The sequence below is a fragment of the Citricoccus sp. K5 genome (assembly GCF_902506195.1).
Taxonomy (GTDB): Bacteria; Actinomycetota; Actinomycetes; order Actinomycetales; family Micrococcaceae; genus Citricoccus.
On sequence record NZ_LR732817.1, the window covers coordinates 534,502 to 557,709 of the forward strand.

A 23,208-nucleotide genomic window follows, 5' to 3' on the forward strand; every position below is an offset into this window, starting at 1 on the left:
TCGTTCTCATGTAGCATGTCGACTATGCACCTCACCGTCGTCAGCGCCCTCGATGCCCTATGCCGTCAACAGGCCTGCGACATGCTGGCCGTTGCCTATCCCGAAGCCGTGCTGATGCTGCATGACCTACTGGAGGACGGCCTGCTGGTGCGCCGATCGATCCGGTCCGGGGCGCCCCCACAGCGGGGAGAGACTCGACTGGAACATCCCTGTCCCAACTGCGCCATCCGGTTGGACATTGAGCCCTCCGTGCAACGCGCAGGGAAAGCTGGCGTGGACCACCTCATTCTCGGCTTGCCTCCCGCGCTGCCGGCGGCTGCCGTGGTGCGGGCGCTGAGCGGCGGCGCGCGCCGGTCACTGGTGCTCAACGCCGTGGTGCTGGCCTGCTCGCCGGGTGCGGTCGAGGACCAGATCTGGGACCGTCACACCCTCTTCGAGTCCGGCTATCTGGCCCTGCCCGATGATGAAAGGACCTCCGGAGAGTTCCTCATGGAGGAGCTGGCCTCGATCGACACCGTGCTACTGGCAGACCCCGACGTGGTCCCGGCCGACCCTGCTGCCAGCGCTCGAGGCGTGCAGCTGCTCCGGGAACTGGCTCCTCATGCGCGGGTCACCGACCGGGCAACCGACATCTGTCCTGCCCACCCAGGAGCGACTGCATCGGGACGGAACACAGACGTGGGAGGGCCATCATGCGCCGGGATCGCGAAGGAATCTCCGTTCACCACCGTCGTCCACCAGTTCCACCGCCCGCTGCACCCAGGGCGCTTCCATCACGCACTGCGTTCTCTCGCCCAGGGATGCTGCCGTCTGCGTGGCCAACTCTGGATGGCACCGGCACCGGAGTGCCGGATCCTGCTGCGGGGGGCCGGTCCCCGCGTATGGCTGGAGAATGTGGGTCCCTGGCCTGCCTACCTGCACGATCACCCGCAGGAGCCAACAGGCGTTGAAGACCCGGTCACCACCGTCCGCGCCAGGGCGGACGCAGGCCACCCGAGCACCGTGATCGCCGCAACCGGGGAAAGCCTCGACGCTGCCGAGATCATCCGACTTCTCACCGACTGTCAGCTGACAGAGACCGAGATGAAGAACGGTTTCACCACATTGGCCGACCCGTTCGGCCTGGACACCACCCATGACATCGATTCCCGGAGGGCATCATGAAAGTACGGAACTCACTGCGGGCGCTGAAGAAGGTCCCCGGCGCACAGGTGGTCCGCCGGCGCGGGCGCGTGTTCGTCGTCAACAAGAAGAATCCTCGAATGAAGGCCCGCCAGGGCTGAGGCGAGTCAGCCCTGGCGGGGACTCAGTCCTCGGACAGGGCTCTAGCATGAGGGGATGGCGCCTACACAGACTCCCGAGGACCGGCTCGGCGACACCACCGGTCAGATCGTGCTGGCAGCCACACCGATCGGGAACCTGGCCGACGCCTCCCAGCGGCTCAAGGACCTGCTCGCCACCGCGGACATCGTGGCTGCCGAGGACACCCGGCGGGCTCATCACCTGGCCCAGGGGCTGGGCGTGCGGATCACCGGGAAGGTCGTCAGCCACCACGAGCACAACGAACGCGAATCCACGCCGGAACTGTTGGCGGCCGCCCGGGGCGGGGCCGTCGTCGCCGTCGTCACCGATGCGGGAATGCCGCTGGTGTCCGATCCCGGCTACCGGCTGGTGTCCACAGCCGCGGCCGAGGGCGTGGACGTCACCTGTGCCCCGGGGCCCAGCGCCGTCACCACGGCGCTCGCGCTGTCCGGCCTGCCGACGGACCGCTTCGCCTTCGAGGGGTTCCTGCCCCGCAAGGAGGGGGAGCGGGCACGCCTGCTGACCGAACTGGCGCGGGACGCCCGCACCCTGGTGTTCTTCGAGTCACCGCACCGGCTGGCCGCCTCCCTGGCCTCACTGCGCGACGCCTTCGGCGCCGACCGGCCCGCGTGCGTGGCCCGGGAACTGAGCAAACTCCACGAGGAGGTGGCCCGGGGATCGCTGGCCCACCTGGTGCAGTGGGCGAACTCCAAGGAGATCCGCGGCGAGATCGTCATCGTCACCGGAGGGACCGAAGCGGAACCCGACACGGACACGGCCGGCCAGGTGGCCGACGTCGAGGTCCTGGTGGCCTCCGGAACCCGGTTGAAGGAGGCGGTGAACACCGTGGCCGCCGCCCGCGGCGTGCCGAAGCGGGACCTCTATGAGGCGGTGCTGGCCGCCCGCGCCTGAGGCCTCGGCCTTCCGATTCCGGAGAGGTACGGTGGCGCCCATGGCTATCGCACGCTTTCCCACGTTCGTGATCGACTGTCCGGATCCGGCGGCTCTGGCGGAGTTCTACGGTGCCCTGCTCGGGTGGGACGCCCAGGACCAGGCCGACGGCGACGACCACTGGCTCGACCTCCGTCCCGCCGATGGCAGCAACTGCATCTCCTTCCAGCGGGCCCAGGACTACCGCGCACCGGACTGGCCGGGGCAGGACAACCCGCAGCAGATGCACCTCGACGTGATGGTGGAGGATCTCGACGCCGGGGAGAAAGCCGTCCTCGAGTTGGGGGCCACCAAGACGGACTACCAACCGGGCGAGAGCTTCAGGGTCTTCCTCGACCCGGCGGGGCACCCGTTCTGTCTGTGCCAGGCCGAGGAGTCGGACCGGCTCCCCACGGGCGGCTGACACCGCGGCTGACTCCCCAGTGATCTCCTGGGCAGTATCCGCGGCCGCACCAGCGCAGTCGCAAAGTGACCTGCTCGCGTCACGGGGCTTCGTCGCCAGTAGGCTGAGATCGAAGGTGCCCAGCCGCGCGGTCTCACCGGCGCTGGCCCGACCGAGCCGACTGACCGGAAAAGAGGTTCCCCATGACTGTCACCACTGTCACTGCCGAACGCGAGCAGGAACTGCTGCAGTCCGTCCCCACCGGCCTGCTGATCGACGGGGCGTGGCGTGACGCCAGCTCCGGCAAGACCCTGGATGTCCATGACCCGGCCACCGGCAAGGTCCTGCTGTCCATCCAGGACGGCAACTCCGATGACGCCATGGCCGCCCTGGACGCCGCCGCGGCCGCCCAGCACGACTGGGCCCTGACCGCCCCGCGTGAGCGCGCCGAGATCCTGCGCCGCGCCTTCGACCTGGTCACCGAACGGGCCGAGGACTTCGCCCTGCTGATGACCCTGGAGATGGGCAAGCCGCTGGCCGAGGCCCGCGGTGAGGTCACCTACGGCGCCGAGTTCCTGCGGTGGTTCTCCGAGGAGGCGGTGCGCCACTACGGCCGCTACTTCACCTCGCCCGAGGGCAAGAACAAAATGATCGTGACCCACAAGCCGGTGGGCCCGTCCCTGCTGATCACCCCGTGGAACTTCCCGCTGGCGATGGCCACCCGCAAGGTCGCCCCCGCCGTGGCCGCCGGGTGCACCATGGTGCTCAAGCCCGCCAAGCTCACTCCCCTGACCTCCATGCTGTTCGCGCAGGTCATGCAGGAGGCCGGGTTGCCGAAGGGCGTGCTGAACGTGGTGGCCGGCTCCTCGGCCTCCGCCATCTCTGGCCCGCTGATGAAGGACTCGCGCCTGCGCAAGGTCTCCTTCACCGGATCCACCCCGGTGGGCGTGAAGCTGATGCAGGACGCCGCCAACAACGTGCTGCGCACCTCCATGGAGCTCGGCGGCAACGCCCCGTTCCTGGTGTTCGCGGATGCGGACCTGGATGCCGCCGTCGAGGGCGCCATGGCCGCCAAGATGCGCAACATGGGCGAGGCCTGCACCGCGGCCAACCGCTTCCTGGTCCATGAGGACGTGGCCGTGGAGTTCAAGGCCAAGTTCGCCGCCGCGCTGAAGGCCCTGAACCCGGCCCGTGGCACCGAGCCGGAGTCCACCGTGGGTCCGATCATCGACGGCGGCGCTCGGGATGACATCCACCAGCTGGTCACGGACTCCGTGGCGGCCGGCGGCGAGGTCGTCACCGGTGGCCAGCCGAAGGACGGCGACGGTTACTTCTACCTCCCGACCCTGCTGTCCGTGGGCAATGACAACCCGATCCTCTCCGAGGAGATCTTCGGCCCGGTGGCCCCCGTGACCACCTTCGCCACCGAGGAGGAAGCCATCGAGCTGGCGAACGCCTCGCAGTACGGGCTGGCCTCGTACATCTACACAAAGGACGTCAACACGATGTTCCGGGTCTCGGAGCAGATCGAGTTCGGCCTGGTCGGCTTCAACGCCGGTGTCATCTCCAACGCCTCCGCCCCGTTCGGCGGGGTGAAGCAGTCCGGCCTGGGCCGCGAGGGAGGCGCCGAGGGCATCGAGGAGTACACCACGGTGCAGTACATCGGCATGGCGGACCCGTACGCCGCTAAGAGGTAGTCCCTGACGTCAGGGCGTCGCGCCGGTTGCCCACTTTTGACCCGCCGATCGTGACGATTCCCGGTGATCATCACCGGGAATCGTCACGATCAGTGGGTCTTGTGATGTGTTGGTCCGTCACTGGTCGCGTGGGATCAGCGGCGGAGTGACTCTGGCACCAGGGACCGCGGGAACCACCGGGCACGACGCCGGACGGCCGGATCCGCGGCGTCCTCCAGTCCCACGATGATCACCCGGGCGGCCACAGCCACGTCCTCGGTCCCCTCCGGGGGCGGCGTACCGTCCGGGGCGTAGCGGAGCCAGGTGATCGCCTCGACCAGGGTGTGCCCGGCCGCCACGAGGTCCCGTGAACCCCCGGCCATCCCTGCCAACCCTGCCACCCCGACCGCCTCGAGGTCCGGCGACCGCCCTGCCATCCCTGCCGTCCCTGCCGCCACAGCCACCGCGGGCGCATCGCTCACCGAAGCCACCGCCGTCAGCCTCGAGGCGAACACCGGCTCGGACTCATGCGGCTTCCGGCCCAGGCCGAGGTCCACGGTGGTGTCCTCCACCTCCGCCCAGGCCAGGGGCGTGGATCCGGAGGACAGGCGTGTCTGCCGCCGACGGTGCCGGAGTCCGCGGGGGAGTGCCAGCAACAGCATCACGGCGAGGATCGTCCCGGCCAGGGTGAGCAGCACGCCGACCGGCAGTCCGGGGGCACCTGGGGTGCCGGGCCCGGCCGTGGCGCCCGGGCCGGCGTCGTCACCGGGGGACTCCGGCTCCTCGGAGGCGGACGGGGATGGGGAGGCTTCCTGGCCCTCCACCGAGGGATCGGGTGCGGCGGTGGGCTCCGCGGTGTCCTCGGACTGGGCGTAGGACGGCACGCGGCCGACGCTCTGGGTGGGTTCGAAGGGGACCCAGCCGACCTGGTCGATGTAGAGCTCCGGCCAGGCGTGGGCACGGTCCGCCGTCACCCGGTGGCGCCCGTCCACCGCGCCGACCGGAGCGTACCCCACCACCACACGGGCCGGGATGTCCACGGACTGAGCCATCATCACCATGGCCGAGGCGAAGTGGATGCAGTACCCGGCGCCGGCCTCCAGGAACTGCTCCGTCAACTCGAGGCCGGACCCGTCATAGCCCTGCTCCACGGGAGCCGTCTCCGAATAGGTGAAGTCGTCGGAGAGCAGGTGGTCCTGGAGTGCCACGGCCTGCTCCACCGGATTGTCCGTGCCCGCGGTGAGGTCCTCGGCGAGCGCTTGGACGGCGGAGCCCTCCAGTGCCGGGTCAGCACCCCACCGGTTGTACACGCCCTGCGGGGCGATGGCGCCGGCCCGGTCGGCCAGTTCCTCGAACGTCAGGTCCAGGGGCAGCACGGCCGTCTGGTAGGAGATCTCCACCGGGCTTGCCTCCTGGCGGTAGGCGCTGAAGGTGGTGGGATCCACCTGCCAGCCCCACTCGCCGACGATCGGCTCGATCTCCACGGTCTGGTCCGGCAGCGGGGCCCAGTTCCCGGCCCATCCGTCGAGGGTCAGGGACACCAGGTCCCGGCTCGGCGGGGCACTGCCCTCCCCGGTGCCCGCGGTGCCGTCGGTGCCGGCAGCGTCGCCGGCATTGTCTGCATTGCCTGCATCGACAACCTCGCCGCCCTCGATCTCAGCGAGGTGGGCCGCGGCCGGGTAGAATGGGGTGTTGGACGGATCGCCGGCGTACTGCGGTGGATTCGCATCCCAGGGGGAGGCCATCACGTCGTCCACCACGGCGGTGCGCAGGTAGACGCCCAGACCGTCGTCCGTCTCATAGGTGATACCCGCATACCCCTGGCCGCTGCGCAGTTCCTGGCTCAGGTCCGCCGCTGGGTTCACCGGCCCGGTGCCCTGTCCGAGGATGAAGCGCTGGCCCTCGGGTGCCAGCCCGGCGGACAGGAAGGGCAGCGTCAGCTGCGCCACGATCAGCGCCCCCACCGCGACGCCGGCCGCGGCGGCGAGCGCCAGGGCCGGCCACGGGGTGGACCCCGCCGTGAGTGCGGCCGACCCGGCGATCAGGGCCAACGGGGGCAGGCCGGCGATGGCGGGGCAGCGCAGGCCCACGGCGATGGCATCGGTCACCAGGGCGGTCAGGGCCAGGACGGCGCCGACGCCGGCCAGCAGCGGCGCGCTGGTCTCCACCGGGATGGTCGCCGTCCAGATGGTCTCCCGCAGGTCGGCGGTGGAGGTGGTGATCGCTGTGAGGGTCTCCGGTTGTGGCACCAGCCCGACCATCAAGGTCTCGGGCCACCACTGCCGGCACCAGAACCATCCGGCGGCCAGCAGCCCCGCCAGCAGCGGGCGCAGCATCCGGGGCCCCAGGCTGCGCACCACGGCCGCTGCCCCCAGCCCCACCACGGCAGGTCCGGCGGCCGGCATCAGCCACGTGGTCAGCGGTGCCCGGAAGGCGGCATCCACGGCCACGGCGGCGGACAACACCAGCACCGCGACCAGCACCGCCGGCAGCCACACGGTCCTGAACAGCTGACGAGCCGCGGTCATGACCCGCCCTCCGCGACGAGCCAGCCGCCGGCCTCCAACCGCGTGGCGGCATCCCGGCGGCCCTCCGCCCCGAACAGCACCGCCACCCGCTGCAGGTGGTGCGGCACCGTGGCCAGCACCGGGAGGTCCTGTGCCACGGCGGTCCCGAGCAGGGCGACGACGGCGGCTGCCTCGCCCGGCAAGGCGGCCGGCCACGTGGCCTCCCGGAAGGACGGTTCGAGGACGGCCGGCGCCAGGGACGGGTCCAGGGCGTGGCCGTCCTGGTCCATCAGCAGCACCTGGTGGCCGGCATCCTGCAGCCGCAGGATCAGGGCGGCTGCCGCCTGCAGGGCCCGTTCGAACCCGGGGGAACTCTGCCAGTGGCGGCCGGCACCGCCGTCCACGTCGAACCGCCCGGCGGCGAAGGAGACCGCGCGGCAGTCCAGGACCACCACCGCCCAGGGGTCGTGTGCCCACTCCTCCTGACGCACCATGAGCCGGCCGGTCCTGGCGGTTGCGCCCCAGTGGACGCGGGTCAGCGCGTCCCCGTCCCGGTGCTCGCGCACCAGCAGGTCGTCCGGGGCGGCCTGGCTGCCCAGCAGGTCGGCTGCGTCGTGTTCACCGACGCCGGCCCGCAGGACCTGGTCGAGCTCGTCGTCCTCCAGCGGCAGGGGCTCCACCTCGACCCTGCTCGTCCCGGCGACCTGGGCTCGGGCCGACCATAGGCCGAAGGGGCCGGTCAGGCGGGCCAGGGCCGGGCCGACGTCGTACACCCCGCGCTCGCCGGCCCGCCACCGGTAGCCGCCCTGCGCTACGGGAATCGACCGGCCGCCGGGGAGCGCATCGATGAGGCCGGGTACGCCACCGTCAAAGGTGACCTGCGCGTTGCCACCCACCTGCAGCGCGCCGGGCACCACGGACCGCGTCAGCCGGATGCGCCGGGCCAGCACGGTCCGTGCGGCCAGCACCGCACAGGACACCGCCACGACGACGGCCAGGAAGAGTCCCAGCGCGACGGCCTCACGCCGGCCCAGGGCCAGCCCCGCCACCACGAGCAGGGCCGCCGCCACGGTCAGGGCCAGTCCGCGCGGCGTCGGCCGGGGCGTGGTCGGGGAGGAGGCGCCCGCGATGGCGCGGCGGGAGGTACGGGCGGACGGGCGCCGGGAGGGGAGGTCGGAGGCCATGGCGGGGGGATCGTCTCAGAGCGGCTCAGGACATCACGGGCCGGCCGGCACCGGGACCGAATGCAGGATCCGCTGGGTGGTCGCGTCGGCCTGGGCGGCCTCCTGCGTGGAGCGGCGCCGGAGCATCAGCCGGTGCGGGAACACCACGGGCACGACGCCGGCCACGTCCTGGGGCGTGGTGAAGGATCGGCCGCTGATCGCGGCCTCGGCCTTGGCCGCCCGCAGCAGCTGCAGCAGGGACCGTGGGCTCGCGCCGACGAGGACGTCCGGGTGCTCACGGCTGGCACGGCCCAGGTCGATCACGTACCGGGCGACGGCCTCGGAGACGTGCACGCGGGACACCGCCTCGATCATCTGCAGGACCTGCTGTGTGGTGGTCACGGGGGCCAAACGGTTCACGGGGGCGGAGGAGGGCAGCGGCCCTTGGTGGGTGCGGAGCATCTGCAGCTCGGCCTCCGGGTCCGGATAACCCATGGTGATGCGGGCCATGAACCGGTCCCGCTGGGCCTCTGGCAGGGGATAGGTGCCCTCGGACTCCACCGGGTTCTGGGTGGCCACCACCATGAACGGCTCCTCGAGTCGGTGGGTGGTCCCGTCCACGGTGACCTGATGCTCCTCCATGCACTCGAGCAGGGCGGACTGGGTCTTGGCCGAGGCGCGGTTGATCTCGTCTCCGATGACGATGTTGGCGAACACCGCTCCCGGGCGGAACTCGAAGGTGTGGCGGTCCTGGTTGAACACCGAGACGCCGGTGACGTCCCCGGGCAGTAGGTCCGGGGTGAACTGGATGCGATTGACCTTCCCGCCCACGGTCCGGGCCAGGGCCCGGGCCAGCAGGGTCTTGCCCACCCCCGGGACATCCTCCACGAGCAGGTGCCCACCGGCCAGCAGGACCAGTAGGGCGGCGCGGACCGCCTGGTGCTTGCCGTCCACCACGGAGTCCATGGCGTTGAGCATCGCCGCCGCGGCGGCCGTCAGCCGCTCGCCGCCTGCCGCCCACGAGTCGTCCTGCCGCGGGCCGCTTCCGGGCCCGTCCTCGTGCCGTTGTCCGGCTCCGTCCTCGTGCTCCTGCCTGGCGGTTGACACGTCCACGGATCCTCCTGCGCTGGTGCGGGTCCCTCGGGAACCCAGCCTACTGGTAGGATGGTCGGCGTTGCCCAGGCGAGGGAGCTTTCAGCTCCGTGATCGACGAGGCCGCCGTACTGCACGGCTGTTTTCCTGCCTGGAAGGCCCGCCGCCACCACCGTGGCCGCGGATGAAGAAGTACAGGAGGAACACCATGAGCGACAACACCAAGATCCAGGTCACCCTGCGCGAGGACTTCGGCAAGGGCGCATCCCGCCAGGCGCGCCGCGACGGGCTGATCCCCGCCGTGGTCTACGGGCACGGCGGCGACCCCGTGCACCTGCTGATGCCGGCCCAGCAGACCTCGCTGGCCGTCCGTAACCCCAACGCCCTGCTGACCGTGGTCCGCGACGGCGAGGAGCACCTCGTGCTGCCGAAGGCCATCCAGCGCAACTTCATCAAGCAGACCATCGACCACCTGGACCTCATCGTCGTCCAGCGCGGCGAGAAGGTCGTCGTGGACGTGTGGGTGCACGTCGAGGGTGAAGCCGCCCCGGGCACCACCTTCAACCTCGAAGAGGCCTCCGTGCCGGTGCTGGCCGATGCCACGCAGCTGCCGGAGAGCGTCACCATCAACATCGAGGGCCGCGCCGCGGGCGAGCACGTCTTCGGTGCCGACGTCCAGCTGCCCGCCGGCTCCACCCTGGAGCTGGCCGACGACTACGTCATCGCCACCATCTCCGAGCTCACGGTCCAGGACCTGGGCGACACCGAGGGTGAAGGCGAAGAGACCGCGGCCGCCGAGTCCACCGAGGGCTGATTCCTCTCGTGACAACGCAGGATACGGCGCGGGGGGCCGGTGCTCCGGCCTCCCCGTCAGCCTCAGGTGCTTCCACCTGGCTGGTGGTCGGGCTCGGCAACCCCGGGCCCGACTACGCCCGTACCCGGCACAACGTCGGCCAGATGGTCATCGACGAACTGGCCGACCGCTTCGGGACCCGCCTGACCGCGCACAAGGCGGGCGCCGCCGTCGGGACAACCCATGTCCGTCCCGGCGGACCCAAGCTGCTGCTGGCCAAGCCGGCCAGCTACATGAACGTGTCAGGGCGTCCCGTGGGCGCCCTGGCGCGGTTCTACTCCGTGGCTCCGGCGAACATCATCGTGGTGCATGACGAGCTCGACATCCCCTTCGACGCGCTGAAGCTCAAGATCGGCGGCAGCGAGGGCGGCCACAATGGGCTGAAGTCCATCTCCCAGGTGCTCGGCACCAAGGATTACCTCCGCGTCCGCGTCGGCGTCGGCCGGCCGCCGGGACGTCAGCCCGCCGCCGACTTCGTCCTGAGGCCCTTCAGCGCCGCCGAACGCGAACTGCTGCCCCTCCACCTGGACCGGGCGGCCGACGCCGTGGTCGAACTGGCCACCGCGTCCCTGGAACAGGCCCAGCAGAAGTTCCACCCCGCGCCGACGCGCTGAATCAGCGGGCGAGCTCCGCCAGCAACTGAGCCATGTGGCCGACCGCCGGCTCCAGCACCTCGGCCATGGCCGGGTAGGCGGCATCCTCACGGCCATAGGGGTCCGGCAGGTCGATCGATTCCAGCGAGCCGCGGACCACCGCGCGGTGCCGGGCCAGGTGCCGTGCCAGGGACCGGACCAGCTCGGGCAGGTCCTCGGAAGATCCAGTGCCCGACGACGGACCGCCCCACGCCGGCAAGGTTCCGTTCTGCAGGGCCTCGGCGGACGCACCGAACTCGGTCATGGTGAAGGTCCGGTTCAACGCGCCCGGAGTGTCCCGCAGGATCCGGGCGATGTGGTCCTCGGTGGCCGCGAGGATGAGGTCCGCCCGCTGCACCGTCCGCGGATTGAGCGCTGTGGGGGAGTGGGTGCCCAGCGTCTGCAGGCCGGCGGCGCCCGGAAGCCCGTGGATCTGCTGCGGGACCGTGAGGCGGGGATTGACCTGGGTGCCCGCCGAGATGACCCGGTAGCGGCCGGGGGCCTCCTGTTCCAGCCGCTGGGCCAGCATGTGGTGGCCGTAGGCGGAACGGCAGATGTTGCCCGTGCACACGAAGAGCACCGTGGCTTGCTGATCGGTCATTCTCTTCAGGGAGCCTTTCGCAGGTGACGGGTGCAACTGTCCATGGTAGTGAACGGGGAGCATATCCTCGCATCCACCTGATCCAGCGGCCTGATGTCCAGTGCGGTCTCACCGTGACAGAGGGCCGGATTCGTGGTTCCTCAGATATCGCCCCCCTTCACCGGACAGATCATGGGATGGGTCCTACGGACACTGTTTGAGGGCTGGTCCCGTTCGACCAGGTCAGCATCGGGTGTGCCCCGTAATGGTTCCCCTCACGGGACGGGCGGCAGTGTGCTTCTCCCGACCGACCATTCTGTGTCGGAGGTCGGCGGCTGCCAGAACGACTACCCTCGGATTTGGCGGAGAAACCTGCCGACCAAGCGTTGCGCGACCGACCTGCTTGCCGCGGATGGACTGCTCGACCAAATGAAGTGGACTGGTGTGTCGTGAGTATTGAATCGGAGCGACGGTTGGCCGTCGACGGGCCCAGGGCTTGAGTTCGCATGTCCGACGAAGTTAGGAACTTGGATGATCGGCAGAAGCGTATCTTTGAAGCCCTAGTGGAAAAGGAGCGTGCTGATCTCGCGGACTTGTATCGTTCCGCGCTTGATCTGCTTGCCTCGGCACCCGAGGAAAACACTCAGCGAACGCGGATCTCGTACATATGCCACTCGATGCGTGAGGTCATGAACCGTGTGCTCGGAGCCATGGGAAACAGCGCCAGCCCCAGGATCAGGCCTTCGACCGATGACCAGGTTCAGGTGCTTCCGAACGTTGTCGCGCAATACCCAGACCTAGCCCTCGACGCGGAAGGCGAATCGATTCCGGTTCCGCAGGCCGTTGCCGAAATGTTCGACAAACTGATCAAGACCGCCATCCAGGAGAAGCGCCGAAGCCGGGATGATGTTGCGGCCTTGCTCACAGACGACGACAACAGCGAGCATGCCGCCGTGACGCGCTGGATCGAATCACGGACGTTCTTCGTGAAGTGGGCGCACCTGCACGGCACGCATATGGACGTGTCTGAACTGCCTGGAGATGACGTGATAAGAGACCACATCAACGTATTCGACGAGTTGTTCGACGGCGTCATCACCGGCTTCTTCACGCTCAGCCATTCGATCGAGGATCTGCTTGCCGAGATCAACGCTCCAGTGATGGAGAGCGGTGATGAATAAGTTCAAAGCGCCGACTTCCGCGGACGTCAACGCAACACTTCTGAAGGTTCCGACTCTTCAACTTCGTCGAGTGTTCTACGAAGGTCTGCTAAACCCCCTTTGGGTCAAGCCGCTGTGCGAGGCCGGCGCGTTCTCATCGCCACCTGAGCCACAGGCGACCGACGACGGCTACGTACGCGACGTCTACTGGCCCGAGCTCTCTTACTTGAGCCGAGTTGCCTCCGTGGTTCCGGCTGATGTCGTGGACGTGCTGCTTCGCCTCAAAAACAGTAACAACGCGTGGGTGCGGCGAGCGGTCTTCGAGATCGGCGTGAAAATCCCGGCCAATGAGGGCAAACGACTTCGACCTCTATTAGAGGCCTGGAAGACGACGGGTTTTAGCTGGCGGACTGATCCGGGCGAGCTTGTTTCATTCGCGATCACGCTTCTCGAGGGTGGGGAATCGAAGACCGGGCGTTGGCTTACCAACCTGCTCTTCGAGCCGCGGGCGCCGAAGACAGAGGGCCCCTTGAAGAAGCCGCACGTGGAGCTGGAGGAGTACTGGTACCAAAAGGGGCTGCCGAGGGTGTTGCCGGCGCTCGGGGACGATGCCCTCAAAGCAGCCACGGGTTGGCTCGCGAAGTATGCACAGTTTGCTGGTCACTCAGGCAAGGGGCATGACTTCAGCGGCATGATCCGACCATCAATCCGAGAACGCCGTGATGGCCATCCGGATATTGAACATGCGCTCGTCGACGCTGTGCGTGACCTTGCCGTTCCAGCGATGTTGAGTGATCCGGAAGCCACGCTGGAGATACTTCTGCGTCCCGGAGTGCAACTCGTACGAAAGATAGGTTTGTTTGCGGTTGGCGAGGCGCTTCGTCAACGTGTTGAAGAGGGCAATGTCGCGACGTACCTGTCTGGAGTGGCCGAGCGACTCCTCGGCGATACCGGGTCCGACAACGAATACCTGAGAGTCGAGTACGCCGAGTTGGCACAGGCAGTGGCAAAGGTTGAACCCCAAGCGCTGAATGTCATCAACGAGTTCATTGCCGCTGCCTACGAAGAAGACCTCAGGTGGATGAGAGAGCGGCTGACCGAGGAGGACGCCGCAGGAGACGATTCTGAAGCGCAGATCGTCGAACGAGCCGACCGATACAAGCATCACTGGCTGTCGACAATAGGCGCGGAGGCACTTCCGCCACAGTTGCGTGACGCCTTGTCGTCATTGAATGACAGATTCGGTTTGATTGGGGATGCACTTACTCCGTTAGGTATGGTCACGAGCTGGACGGGCCCGAATCCCTACCTGAGCCAGAACGAGATGGCGGTGGTTAGTCCGCAAGAGCTCGTTGCTCAGCTGTCTAGTTGGCATGACACTGGAGATGGCTGGGGCCCAGAGCCATCTCACGAAGGCCAAGGTAGAGAGTTGTCTGCACTTCTCACCACGAATCCGCTCGCTCTCTCGGGAGTGAATGACCTCATGCTCCAACTGAGGCCGACGTACCTTCGGGCGATCGTCCGAGGATGGGCGGCAGCGCTCAAGGCAGACCTGGAGCTCGACTGGATGCAGGTCGCCAATCTGATTCGGGACGTCCTCGAGCACGAGAATGAGTCGTCTTTTCCAGTTGAGGGGAGAGACTTCGACGATGACAAGGACTTCCGCGGAGCTAAACGTGCCGCCGTTGGACTGCTCGTCGAATTGGTAAAGGTGCGTAAGGGCGTAACGATTCCCACCGAATCCGTGCGTAAGTTCGCAGAGCTGCTCATCGAGCAAGCAGAGGATGACGAAGCGTGGGCGGAATACGACTCCTACGAGCGGGGCGAGGATACTGGGGACCCGCTCACCATGTCACTCAACTGGCAGTGGCCTGAACGGCTTCGTGGCCTCTTTCACCTCGCCCTGCGCAAAGAAGACTCCCCGTGGAAGAAAGACGCGTTCTCAGTGCTAGAGGTGGAGTTGGACCGTCCGGATGAGCATGGCGCGGGTCGTGCTGTGCTAGGAGAGAATCTCGGTCGAATGTATAACCACGCATTCGAATGGTTGACTTCGCGCTCGAAAGAGTTCTTCGGATCTGTAGAGGGAATTATTGTTCCTCAACAGATTGCCCTCACGACGGCCATGGCAATGCACCACTACCACCGAGATCTGTACGACCTGCTGGCCCCGTCACTGGCCGCAGCGATCGAGATCGGGGACAACCTGGTGAGTGGATGGCGCACCGACTCGGACCCGCTCCAGCGCATTGGGGAGTGGGCCACTAATGCGATCGTCTTCGGACACAAGACGATCGACGATCCAGTCGCAAATGCGTTCTTTACGAAAACGCCCGCGACCGTACGGGGCGAAGCAATCGGAAAGATTGCGTGGTCGTTTTTCCATGCAGAGAACGTTGATGATGTGATTCGCGATCGCTTTGCTAAGTTCCTTGACGACCGGATAGCTCACGTGGCCGCCCACCCTGAGGACGGCGCGGAACTTACCGGCCTCCATTGGATCGCTAAGGGTGGCAAGTTCTCAACCGAGTGGTGGCTTCTTCGGCTGCGGCGAGCATTAGAGCTCAACCCAGACATTGCCACGGAGCGGCACATGATCGGCGCCGAACTTGGGAAAGCTTCGAGCGTCGACCCCGGGAATGCGCTAGCGGTGCTGCAGCTGCTCCTAGCAGGACGCGACGAAGACGGGATGGCTTCGTTCGATCTCACTCGACATGCGGTGCCAAGGGTGATATCAAACGCTCTACAGTCCGGGGATGACGACCTGCGACAAGAAGCTGATCGATACATGAACGAGCTTGGCGCGAAAGGCAATTTGGGTCTCGAAGCGGAGGTGCTCGCGATTCTCGAGCAGGAAGTCACGTTCCAATACCTTGACGAGGAGTCCTGACCAGCGGACCGGTCCGCGGAAACACCGAGATAGGGTTCGAGTCCTAGGCCTTCCTGTATGGGGATCCTGTTGCGGGACGGATTGGCAGTTCAGGCGAACGTCCTATCCAGTATTCTCCCGGCGTCATGGTTTCCAATGAAGGTGATTGTTGTCGTCAACCGAAGCGTTGCCTTTGGTCAACACCAGCACGAACATCGGCCACCACGGCGTTCATGACAGGTCCATCGCCGTCGGCAGACTGGTGGCGGAATGCCCCTCACGCAGGGCTGAATATCCCGATGTGCCAGCATGGAGGACATGGCCTCCGAAACACCCACACCGTCCGCCGAAGCCGAGAGCACCGTCCCTGAGGCGTACCGGCCGGCCCCGGCCGCCGACGAGGCCGCCGGCCGATCCGGCGACCCGGCTACCGACGCGGGCGAGACGAACGTCTCGGGAGATGGCCGTCGTCGTGAACCGACGGAGGAGAAGTCCAAGCGCCAGCGTCGGCTGGAGTATCCGCCGGCGCCCGAGCCGCTGGGGGTGTCCGTGGTGGACAACCACACCCACCTGGACTTCCGTGACGGCCTGATTTCTGTGGACGTGCACCAGGCGATGGACGCCGCGGCCGCCGTCGGGGTCGCCGGGGCCATCCAGGTGGGCTGTGACGTGGAGTCGGCGCGCTTCACCATCGAGGCCATCGAGGCCGAGCCCCGGCTGCTGGGGGCCGTGGCCATCCACCCCAACGACGCCGCCCGGCTGGCCTCCCGCGGCCACCTGGACGCCGCGCTGGCAGAGATCGAGACGCTCGCGGCCCACCCCCGGGTGTGCGCAGTGGGGGAGACCGGCCTCGACTACTACCGCACGGGCCCCGAGGGGGTGGAGGACCAGCAGGAGGCGTTCCGCTGGCACCTGGACCTGGCGCACCGGTTGGGCAAGGCCGTGCAGATCCACGATCGGGACGCCCATGAGGACGTGGTCCGGATCCTCCTGGACACCCCGCAGCGCCCGGACCGGGTGGTGTTCCACTGCTTCTCCGGTGATGTGGACCTCGCCCGGATCTGCAACGAGCACGGCTGGTACATGTCCTTCGCCGGCCCCGTGACCTTCAAGGCCAATGACGGCCTGCGCGCGGCGCTGGCCGAGGCCCGCGAGGACCTGCTCCTGGTGGAGACCGACGCTCCCTTCCTGACCCCGCACCCGTGGCGGGGCCGCCCCAACGCGCCCTACCTGGTGCCGCTCACCCTGCGCGGCATGGCGGAGACCCGCGGGCTGGAGGCGGACGCGCTGGCGGCGGCTGTGGCGAACAACACCCGGCGCGTCTACGGGGACTTCTGACCAGCGCTTTCGACTCCCCGTGGTAGCGCCGGACGGGTTCCGGACACTCAGGCCACCGTGATCAGTTTGAGATATTTGTTATCTTGCCGTTATCGTTGTCCCTCAATTGGCCGGATCGGGCCGTTCAGTATGCCTGCGCCATCGGCCCTGAAGCCCCGTGACCGGAGATGACAACGTCTGGACGTACATGGCACGAGTGATGAAGGGCCGCCTGGCCAAGGTGATCGCCCAAGTAGCAGCCCTGGCCCTGGTGGTCGGCGGACTGGTGGCCTTCGTGGCCACCCAGCGCGGAGCCGAGGTCACCGCCTCGGAGCAGACCGCCAGCCAGGTCTCCGCCGGAGACGCCGGTCAGGACGGGACGGCGCCGGGCGAAGGCCTCGGCGAATCCGTCCTCCAGCTGGAGCGCGCATCCCAGGTGACCGTGGACCTGCCGAAGGTGCTCACCGTGACCGCCGGCGGGGAGACCACGAGCTTCGCCACCCAGGCAGCCACCATCGAACAGGCGCTGCGGGAGAACGAGGTGTCCTTCGATGAGGACGACCAGGTCTCGCCGGCCCTGGACACCGAGATCACCCAGGACGTGGACGTGACCGTCCAGCGGGTGGACACCGGCACCGAGACCACCTCCGAGGAGGTGCCGTTCGAGACCATCGAGGTCGAGGACGAGGACCTGGCCGAGGGCAAGACCTCTGTCCTGGCCGCCGGCACCCCTGGCGAGAAGACCACCACCTGGACCGTCACCACCGTGGACGGTGAGGAGACCGACCGCGAGGCGACGTCCACTGAGACCGTGCGCGAACCGGCCGAGCGTCGCATCGCCGTCGGGACCAAGAAACCGGAGCCGACCCCCTCCTCCGCCAGCTCGTCCACGGACTCCGCCGATTCGTCTGAGTCGTCCGGAACCTCGTCTTCATCTGAGTCGTCCGAAACCTCGTCCGCCTCGCAGGCCAGCGCCCCGGCGTCCGGCGTGTGGCAGTCCCTGGCCGAGTGCGAGTCCGGCGGCAACTGGTCCATCAACACCGGCAACGGCTACTACGGCGGCTTGCAGTTCTCGGCCTCCTCGTGGGCCGGTGCCGGCGGCACCCAGTATGCGCCTCTGCCGCACCAGGCCACGCCGGCCGAGCAGATCGCCACCGCCGAGAAGCTGCGGGCCAACGGCGGCTGGGGACACTGGCCGCACTGCTCCGCTCAGCTCGGCCTGCGCTGAGCGACTGAAGCGCACCGCTGCACCAGCATCAGCAGCACGCCGTTATCCCCAAGGGCCCGCCTCGGCGGGCCCTTGGTGTCTCTTCCCCACGTAGGATGGAACGCGTGACCGCACCCGACGCCCCCCTGCTTTCCGCTGCCGACATCCGGCGCCTGGCCTCGGAACTGGACCTGCGGCCCACCAAGACCCTGGGGCAGAACTTCGTGATCGATCCCAACACCATCCGGCGGATCACGGCCGTCTCCGGCACGGGTGCCGGCGAGCACGCCCTCGAGGTCGGCCCCGGCCTGGGGTCGCTGACCCTCGGGCTGTTGGACGCCGCCGAGGCCGTCACCGCCGTGGAGATCGACCCCGTTCCGGCCGGCCGGCTGGCCCGCACCGCCGAGGAGTTCCGGCCCGGGGCGGGTCAACGCCTGGCCGTGGTACTGGCCGACGCCATGCACGTCTCGGCCGCAGAGCTCGAGGCCGCCCGCCCCGCGGCGACCTCCGGCCCGCCCACCGCCTTGGTCGCGAACCTGCCCTACAACGTGGCCGTGCCCGTGCTGCTGCACCTGCTGGCCGAGTTGCCCTCGTTGGAGCACGGCTTGGTCATGGTGCAGGAGGAAGTCGCGGACCGGCTCGCCGCCGGCCCGGGGTCCAAGACGTACGGGGTGCCCTCCGCGAAGGCCGCCTGGTACGCCTCCGTCCGCAAGGCCGGCACCATCGGCAAGAACGTGTTCTGGCCGGCCCCCAAGATCCAGTCCGGGCTCGTGGCCTTCACCCGGCGCCAACCGCCCGAGACCACGGCCAGCCGCCAGGAGGTCTTCGCCGTGGTAGACGCCGCCTTCGCCCAGCGCCGCAAGACCCTGCGGGCCGCCCTGTCCGGCTGGGCCGGCTCGCCCACCGCGGCCGAGGCCACCCTGCGGGCCGCCGGAGTCGACCCCCGTGCCCGCGGTGAGGTGCTCGGCATCGAGGACTTCGCCCGCATCGCCGCCCACCGGGTGGACGGCGCCGCCGAGACCCCCACTGAAGGAGCCGGCCTGTGAGCCTTCCTGCCCCCTCGACCACCCGGCTTTTCAGCCACGCGACGGCGCAGGCCCCCGGCAAGGTCAACCTCTCCCTGCGCGTCGGCACCCCGCGAGCGGACGGCTACCACCCGGTGGCAAGCGTCTACCTCGCGGTCTCGATGCTGGAGGAGGTGACGGCCACCCCGCGCCAGGACGGCGAGATCACGGTGACCCTCTCCGAGCAGTCCAGTGCCTTCGTGGATCCGGACGCCATCCCCGTGGACTCCTCGAACCTGGCCGCCCGGGCCGCGCTGCGCCTGCGAGAGCACCTGGGCCGGGATCCGCAGACCCACGGCGTGCACCTGGAGATCACCAAGCAGGTCCCGGTGGCCGGCGGCATGGGCGGGGGGTCCGCGGATGCCGCCGCCGCCCTGCTGGCCTGCGCCGCCCTGTGGGACGCCGGCCTGTCCCGGCAGGCCCTGGCCGAGATCGCCGCGCCGTTGGGCGCGGACGTGCCCTTCGCCGTGATGGGCGGGGCCGCCGTCGGGCTCGGGGTGGGCGACGAGCTCACGCCCCTGCTGGCCCGCCACCCGGTGCACCTGGTCCTGGTGCCCGCCACCACCGGACTCTCCACGCCGCAGGTCTATGGGCTGTTGGACCAGCTGCGCGAGGAGGGCGGGCTGCCGATGCCCGAGGCGGACCCCGAGGTGGACCCCCACCTCGTCCAGGCGCTGACCTCCGGTGACGCCGAGGAGCTGGCCCTGCTGCTGGCCAATGACCTGCAGGTCCCCGCCGCCACCCTGGTGCCCGAGCTCTCGGAGATGCTGGACGTCGGGCTCGAGGAGGGGGCCCTGGCCGGCCAGGTCTCCGGCTCGGGGCCGACCGTGATGTTCCTGGCCCGCAGCGCGGAGGAGAGCTTCCAGCTGGCCGCCCGCATCGAGGACCGCACCGGGGTGGCCGCCGTGGCCGTCCACGGACCGGTCCACGGGGCTAGAGTGCTGTAAATGGCTCATCTGCTCGGCGCCGAGAACATCGGCATCTCCTTTGGCACGCGTACCGTCCTCGACTCCGTCTCGATCGGTGTGGACGAGGGGGACCGGATCGGCCTCGTCGGCCGCAACGGTGACGGCAAGTCCACCCTGATGCGCATCCTCGCCGGCCAGCAGGATCCCGACGACGGCCGGGTCACCCGCCGCGGCGGCACCACCTTGGGCGTCCTGGACCAGCGGGACGACCTGGACCCCGAGGATACGGTCCAGCACGCCGTGGTCGGCGATGTCCCGGACCATGTATGGGCCTCCGATGCGAAGGTCCGCGACGTCATGGGCGGCCTGCTCGGCGGCCTGGACTGGGGCCGCACCGTGGGCACCCTCTCCGGCGGCCAGCGCCGCCGCACCGCCCTGGCCCGGCTGCTCGCCGGCAGCGACGACCTGATCTTCCTGGACGAGCCCACCAACCACCTGGACGTGGAGGGCGTGGCCTGGCTGGCCGAACACCTCAAGACCCGCTGGCGCGCCACGGACGGCGGACTGCTCGTGGTCACCCACGACCGCTGGTTCCTCGACGAGGTCTGCACGCGCACGTGGGAGGTCCATGACGCCACGGTGGAGCCCTTCGATGGCGGCTACGCGGCCTGGATGCTCGCCCGTGTGGAGCGGGACCGCGCCGCGTCCGTGATCGAGGGCAAGCGCCAGCAACTGGTGAAGAAGGAACTGGCCTGGCTGCGCCGCGGCGCCCCGGCCCGCACCGCCAAGCCCAAGTTCCGCATCGAGGCCGCCAATGCCGTCATCGCGGACGTCCCCGAGCCTCGGGACTCCGTCTCACTCTCCAAGATGGCCACGGCCCGGTTGGGCAAGGACGTGTTGGACCTGGAGGATGTCACCTACTCCGTCCCGGTGCCCGACGGCGGGGGGAGCCGAACGCTGTTCGACGACGTCACGCTGCGGCTGGCCCCCGGCGAGCGGGTGGGGATCGTGGGCGTCAACGGCGCCGGCAAGTCCACCCTCATGCGCCTGCTCGACGGCCAGCTCACCCCGGACTCCGGCCGGATCCGCCGCGGCAAGACCGTGCAGACGGCCATCCTCACCCAGGACGTCACGGAACTCGACGAGGTGCGGCACCTGCGCGTGGCCGAGGTCATGGCCCAGGAAGGCAACTCGTTCCAGGTGGGCGGCAAGGACCTGTCTCCGGGGCAGCTGCTGGAACAGCTCGGCTTCGGCACCTCCCGCCAGTGGACGCCGGTGGCGGACCTCTCCGGCGGCGAACGCCGCCGGCTGCAGCTGCTGCGCCTGATGGTCGGCTCACCGAACGTGCTCATGCTGGACGAGCCGACCAACGACCTGGACACGGACACCCTGGCCGCGGTGGAGGACATGCTGGACGGCTGGCCCGGCACCCTGGTGGTGGTGTCCCACGACCGGTACTTGCTCGAACGGGTCACCGACCATCAGCTGGCCCTGCTCGGCGACGGTCAGATCCGTGACCTGCCCGGGGGCGTGGAGCAGTACCTCCAGCTGCGTGCGGCCCAGGAGGCCGGCGGCACCGGTTTCGGCGGGACCGGCACCGGAGCGGGCGGTACGGGCGCTGACGGCTCCGGGGCAAGCGTCGGGAAAGCCGGTGAGGGAGTCGCCGGACAGGGCGGCGTCAGCGAGGCCGAGAAGCGGGCCGCCCGCAAGGAGGCCGCCAAACTGGAGAAGCAGCTGGCCCGGATGACCCAGGAGGAGGCTGCGCTGCACGAGCGGATGGCCACCTTCTCCGCGGCCGGCGACTTCGGCGCCCTGGCCGAGGCCAACGCCCAACTCCAGGACCTGCACCAGCGCAAGGACGAGGCCGAGATGGCCTGGCTCGAGGCCGGCGAGGTCGCCGAAGGCTAGGCGCCTACCCTTCCATCGTCATGGTGGTCCACGGCATCCGGTTAGTCATCGGCGTGGGCTCGTCCTGACCCTGCCAGCGCGTGGTGTTGATGGTGGGGAAAGCGCCGTTGAACCAGGCCAGCGGCGCGTAGTACATCATCTCGGCGGCGCGGTCCTGCAGGGCCGTGAGCGCCGCACCCCGGTCTGCCTGGTCCGAGACGGCCAGGGCCTCGGCGGCCGCTTCGTCGATCTCCGGATCACACAGGCCGGAGGGATTGGCCGCGGCCGCCTTCGCCTCGTTGCACTCGTACCAGCGCACGATCCCGATGCTGGGGTCCGCTCCGACGGTTGATCGCAGGAACGCCAGGTCGAACTCGCTCTCCGTGTAGACCTTCTCGGTGAACACCGCGCCTGAGGTGCCCTGCATCTCGATGCCGATGCCGACCTCCTCCAGCATGGACTGGGCCATCTCCACGGTGGCGGCCACGTCAGAGAGCTCGTTGATGTACCGGACGTTCAGGGTGAACCGCATCCCGTCCGCCCCGCGCTCGAAGCCGGCCTCGTCCAGGGTCTCGTTGATGGCATCCACGTCCCGCGGGAAATCCTGCGAGAAGTCCACGTTGGGGCTCACGGCCCACTCCAGGGCCTCGGGGAAGAACCCGTTGGCCGGCGTGCCGATGCCGCTCAGGGCGGTGTCCACGATCGCCTCCCGGTCCAGGGCGGCGAAGACGGCGGCCCGTACCGCCGGATCCTCCAGGTACTCGCTCTGGGCGTTGAACATGACGGTCACGAGCTGCGGGAAGTTGCTCTCCTCCAGCAGCAGCGTGGTGGGGTCATCCGACACTCGGTCCTGCTGGGAGACGTCCACAGAGGCCTGGTCCACCTCGCCGGCGAACAGGGCCTCGGCCCGGGCGTTCGGATCCGTCATGATCGGGTAGACGGCCCGGTCCACCTGGACCTCCCCGCCCCAGTAGTCCGGGTTGGCGGTCAGGGTCACCTGCTCCCCGGAACTGTAGGAGTCGAACACCATGGGCCCGGTGCCGATCGGCTCCATGTTCGCCTGGTTCGTCACGTAGTCGGTGCCCTCGTAGATGTGCTTGGGGACCATGAACTGGGAGGCCACCGTCTCCAGCAGGGGACCGAACGGCTCGCTCAGGTGCAGGACCACGGTGTGCTCGTCCACCACCTCCGCCGATTCCAGCCGCTCGCCGATCTGGGCGCCGAAGGACTGCAGGGGCACGATCTCCTCGAAGTTGAAGGCCACGTCCTCCGCGGTGAACGGCTCGCCGTCATGCCACGTGACGCCCTCGCGCAGGACCAGCGTTAGGTTCAGGCCGTCGTCGCTGAGCTCCCAGGACTCCGCCAGTCCGGGCGTCATCTCGTAGTCCTGGGAGAGGAAGATCAGCGGGTCCAGGATCTGGGCGCTGAACATGGAGGGGGTGGCGCCGCTGATCAACTGGGCGTTCAGGCCCATCGGATCGTCGGCGATGGCCTGGACGTAGACGCGTTCCCCGCCCTCGGCCCCGTTGCCGCCTCCGCCGCCGGCGGTGCCTCCGGTGCACGCGGTCAGGGCCAGGGCCCCGGCGGCGAGCACGGCCAGCAGGCCGGTGGTTCGCTTCTGTGGTGTGCGCATTTGTGGTGCCTTTCGACTGTGAGGTGCA

At 68.7% G+C, this 23,208-nt stretch carries 19 protein-coding genes; 14 read left to right on the forward strand and 5 right to left on the reverse strand.

Annotation, left to right across the window (positions count from 1 at the left end):
* The first annotated feature begins 24 nt into the window (after positions 1 to 24).
* The 5 genes from BOSE125_RS02355 (at position 25) to BOSE125_RS02375 (ending at position 4,332) form a co-directional block, all read left to right on the forward strand.
* Positions 25 to 1,164 carry a GTP-binding protein gene (locus tag BOSE125_RS02355; protein ID WP_159549423.1) on the forward strand — a complete coding sequence of 380 codons (1,140 nt, stop codon included), beginning with the start codon at positions 25 to 27 and terminating at the stop codon, positions 1,162 to 1,164.
* Complete coding sequence (gene ykgO / locus BOSE125_RS02360) at positions 1,161 to 1,283, forward strand: type B 50S ribosomal protein L36 (protein WP_159549426.1); 123 nt, start codon at positions 1,161 to 1,163, stop codon at positions 1,281 to 1,283. The genes BOSE125_RS02355 and ykgO overlap by 4 nt, the downstream gene beginning before the upstream one ends.
* A gap of 55 nt (positions 1,284 to 1,338) precedes the next feature.
* Positions 1,339 to 2,214, forward strand: a complete 876-nt coding sequence (rsmI, locus tag BOSE125_RS02365) for a 16S rRNA (cytidine(1402)-2'-O)-methyltransferase (protein WP_159549429.1) — start codon at positions 1,339 to 1,341, stop codon at positions 2,212 to 2,214.
* Between the two features lie 40 nt (positions 2,215 to 2,254).
* A complete protein-coding gene (locus BOSE125_RS02370) occupies positions 2,255 to 2,656 on the forward strand; it encodes a VOC family protein (RefSeq protein ID WP_159549432.1) in 402 nt (133 codons plus the stop codon).
* 182 nt (positions 2,657 to 2,838) lie between these two features.
* Positions 2,839 to 4,332: an NAD-dependent succinate-semialdehyde dehydrogenase gene (locus BOSE125_RS02375; protein WP_159549435.1), complete on the forward strand. Its 1,494-nt coding sequence runs from the start codon at positions 2,839 to 2,841 to the stop codon at positions 4,330 to 4,332.
* Between the two features lie 134 nt (positions 4,333 to 4,466).
* On the opposite strand, the gene BOSE125_RS02380 is transcribed toward BOSE125_RS02375, so the two are convergent.
* From BOSE125_RS02380 to BOSE125_RS02390, 3 genes are read right to left on the reverse strand one after another with little or no spacing between them, the layout of a single operon-like run.
* Positions 4,467 to 6,839: a transglutaminase family protein gene (locus tag BOSE125_RS02380; protein ID WP_159549438.1), complete on the reverse strand. Its 2,373-nt coding sequence runs from the start codon at positions 6,837 to 6,839 to the stop codon at positions 4,467 to 4,469.
* Positions 6,836 to 8,002, reverse strand: coding sequence for a DUF58 domain-containing protein (locus BOSE125_RS02385; protein ID WP_159549441.1), 1,167 nt, complete (start codon positions 8,000 to 8,002; stop codon positions 6,836 to 6,838). Before BOSE125_RS02385 ends, BOSE125_RS02380 begins: the two co-directional genes overlap by 4 nt.
* Positions 8,003 to 8,035: 33 nt before the next feature.
* Positions 8,036 to 9,094: a MoxR family ATPase gene (locus BOSE125_RS02390; protein ID WP_371300560.1), complete on the reverse strand. Its 1,059-nt coding sequence runs from the start codon at positions 9,092 to 9,094 to the stop codon at positions 8,036 to 8,038.
* Positions 9,095 to 9,281: 187 nt separating this feature from the next.
* Between BOSE125_RS02390 and BOSE125_RS02395 the strand changes: the two genes are divergently transcribed.
* Together BOSE125_RS02395 and pth are read left to right on the forward strand one after the other, a co-directional pair.
* The gene (locus tag BOSE125_RS02395) at positions 9,282 to 9,887 is read left to right on the forward strand and encodes a 50S ribosomal protein L25/general stress protein Ctc (RefSeq protein ID WP_159549444.1); all 606 of its coding nucleotides are present in this window, start codon (positions 9,282 to 9,284) and stop codon (positions 9,885 to 9,887) included.
* Positions 9,888 to 9,967: 80 nt separating this feature from the next.
* Positions 9,968 to 10,540, forward strand: a complete 573-nt coding sequence (gene pth, locus BOSE125_RS02400; RefSeq protein WP_236558117.1) for an aminoacyl-tRNA hydrolase — start codon at positions 9,968 to 9,970, stop codon at positions 10,538 to 10,540.
* Position 10,541: 1 nt separating this feature from the next.
* Here the strand turns inward: pth and BOSE125_RS02405 are convergent, their stop codons facing one another.
* Positions 10,542 to 11,159, reverse strand: coding sequence for a hypothetical protein (locus tag BOSE125_RS02405; protein ID WP_159549450.1), 618 nt, complete (start codon positions 11,157 to 11,159; stop codon positions 10,542 to 10,544).
* A 485-nt stretch (positions 11,160 to 11,644) separates the two neighbouring features.
* On the opposite strand from BOSE125_RS02405, the gene BOSE125_RS02410 reads away from it, so the two are divergent.
* From BOSE125_RS02410 to BOSE125_RS02440, 7 genes are all read left to right on the forward strand, one after another.
* A complete protein-coding gene (locus BOSE125_RS02410; protein WP_159549453.1) occupies positions 11,645 to 12,319 on the forward strand; it encodes a hypothetical protein in 675 nt (224 codons plus the stop codon).
* A complete protein-coding gene (locus BOSE125_RS02415; RefSeq protein WP_159549456.1) occupies positions 12,312 to 15,185 on the forward strand; it encodes a hypothetical protein in 2,874 nt (957 codons plus the stop codon). The genes BOSE125_RS02410 and BOSE125_RS02415 overlap by 8 nt, the downstream gene beginning before the upstream one ends.
* 297 nt (positions 15,186 to 15,482) lie before the next feature.
* Entirely contained in the window at positions 15,483 to 16,502 is a 1,020-nt protein-coding gene (locus tag BOSE125_RS02420) for a TatD family hydrolase (protein WP_159549459.1), read from the forward strand.
* Positions 16,503 to 16,689: 187 nt separating this feature from the next.
* Positions 16,690 to 17,709, forward strand: a complete 1,020-nt coding sequence (locus BOSE125_RS18170; protein WP_159549462.1) for a resuscitation-promoting factor — start codon at positions 16,690 to 16,692, stop codon at positions 17,707 to 17,709.
* 95 nt (positions 17,710 to 17,804) lie between these two features.
* On the forward strand, positions 17,805 to 18,734 hold the full coding sequence (gene rsmA / locus BOSE125_RS02430; RefSeq protein ID WP_159549465.1) for a 16S rRNA (adenine(1518)-N(6)/adenine(1519)-N(6))-dimethyltransferase RsmA: 930 nt from the start codon (positions 17,805 to 17,807) through the stop codon (positions 18,732 to 18,734).
* Positions 18,731 to 19,699 carry a 4-(cytidine 5'-diphospho)-2-C-methyl-D-erythritol kinase gene (locus BOSE125_RS02435; protein ID WP_159549468.1) on the forward strand — a complete coding sequence of 323 codons (969 nt, stop codon included), beginning with the start codon at positions 18,731 to 18,733 and terminating at the stop codon, positions 19,697 to 19,699. The genes rsmA and BOSE125_RS02435 overlap by 4 nt, the downstream gene beginning before the upstream one ends.
* The gene (locus BOSE125_RS02440) at positions 19,700 to 21,568 is read left to right on the forward strand and encodes an ABC-F family ATP-binding cassette domain-containing protein (protein ID WP_159549471.1); all 1,869 of its coding nucleotides are present in this window, start codon (positions 19,700 to 19,702) and stop codon (positions 21,566 to 21,568) included.
* 4 nt (positions 21,569 to 21,572) lie between these two features.
* On the opposite strand, the gene BOSE125_RS02445 is transcribed toward BOSE125_RS02440, so the two are convergent.
* Positions 21,573 to 23,180: an ABC transporter substrate-binding protein gene (locus BOSE125_RS02445; protein WP_159549474.1), complete on the reverse strand. Its 1,608-nt coding sequence runs from the start codon at positions 23,178 to 23,180 to the stop codon at positions 21,573 to 21,575.
* Positions 23,181 to 23,208: the final 28 nt, after the last annotated feature.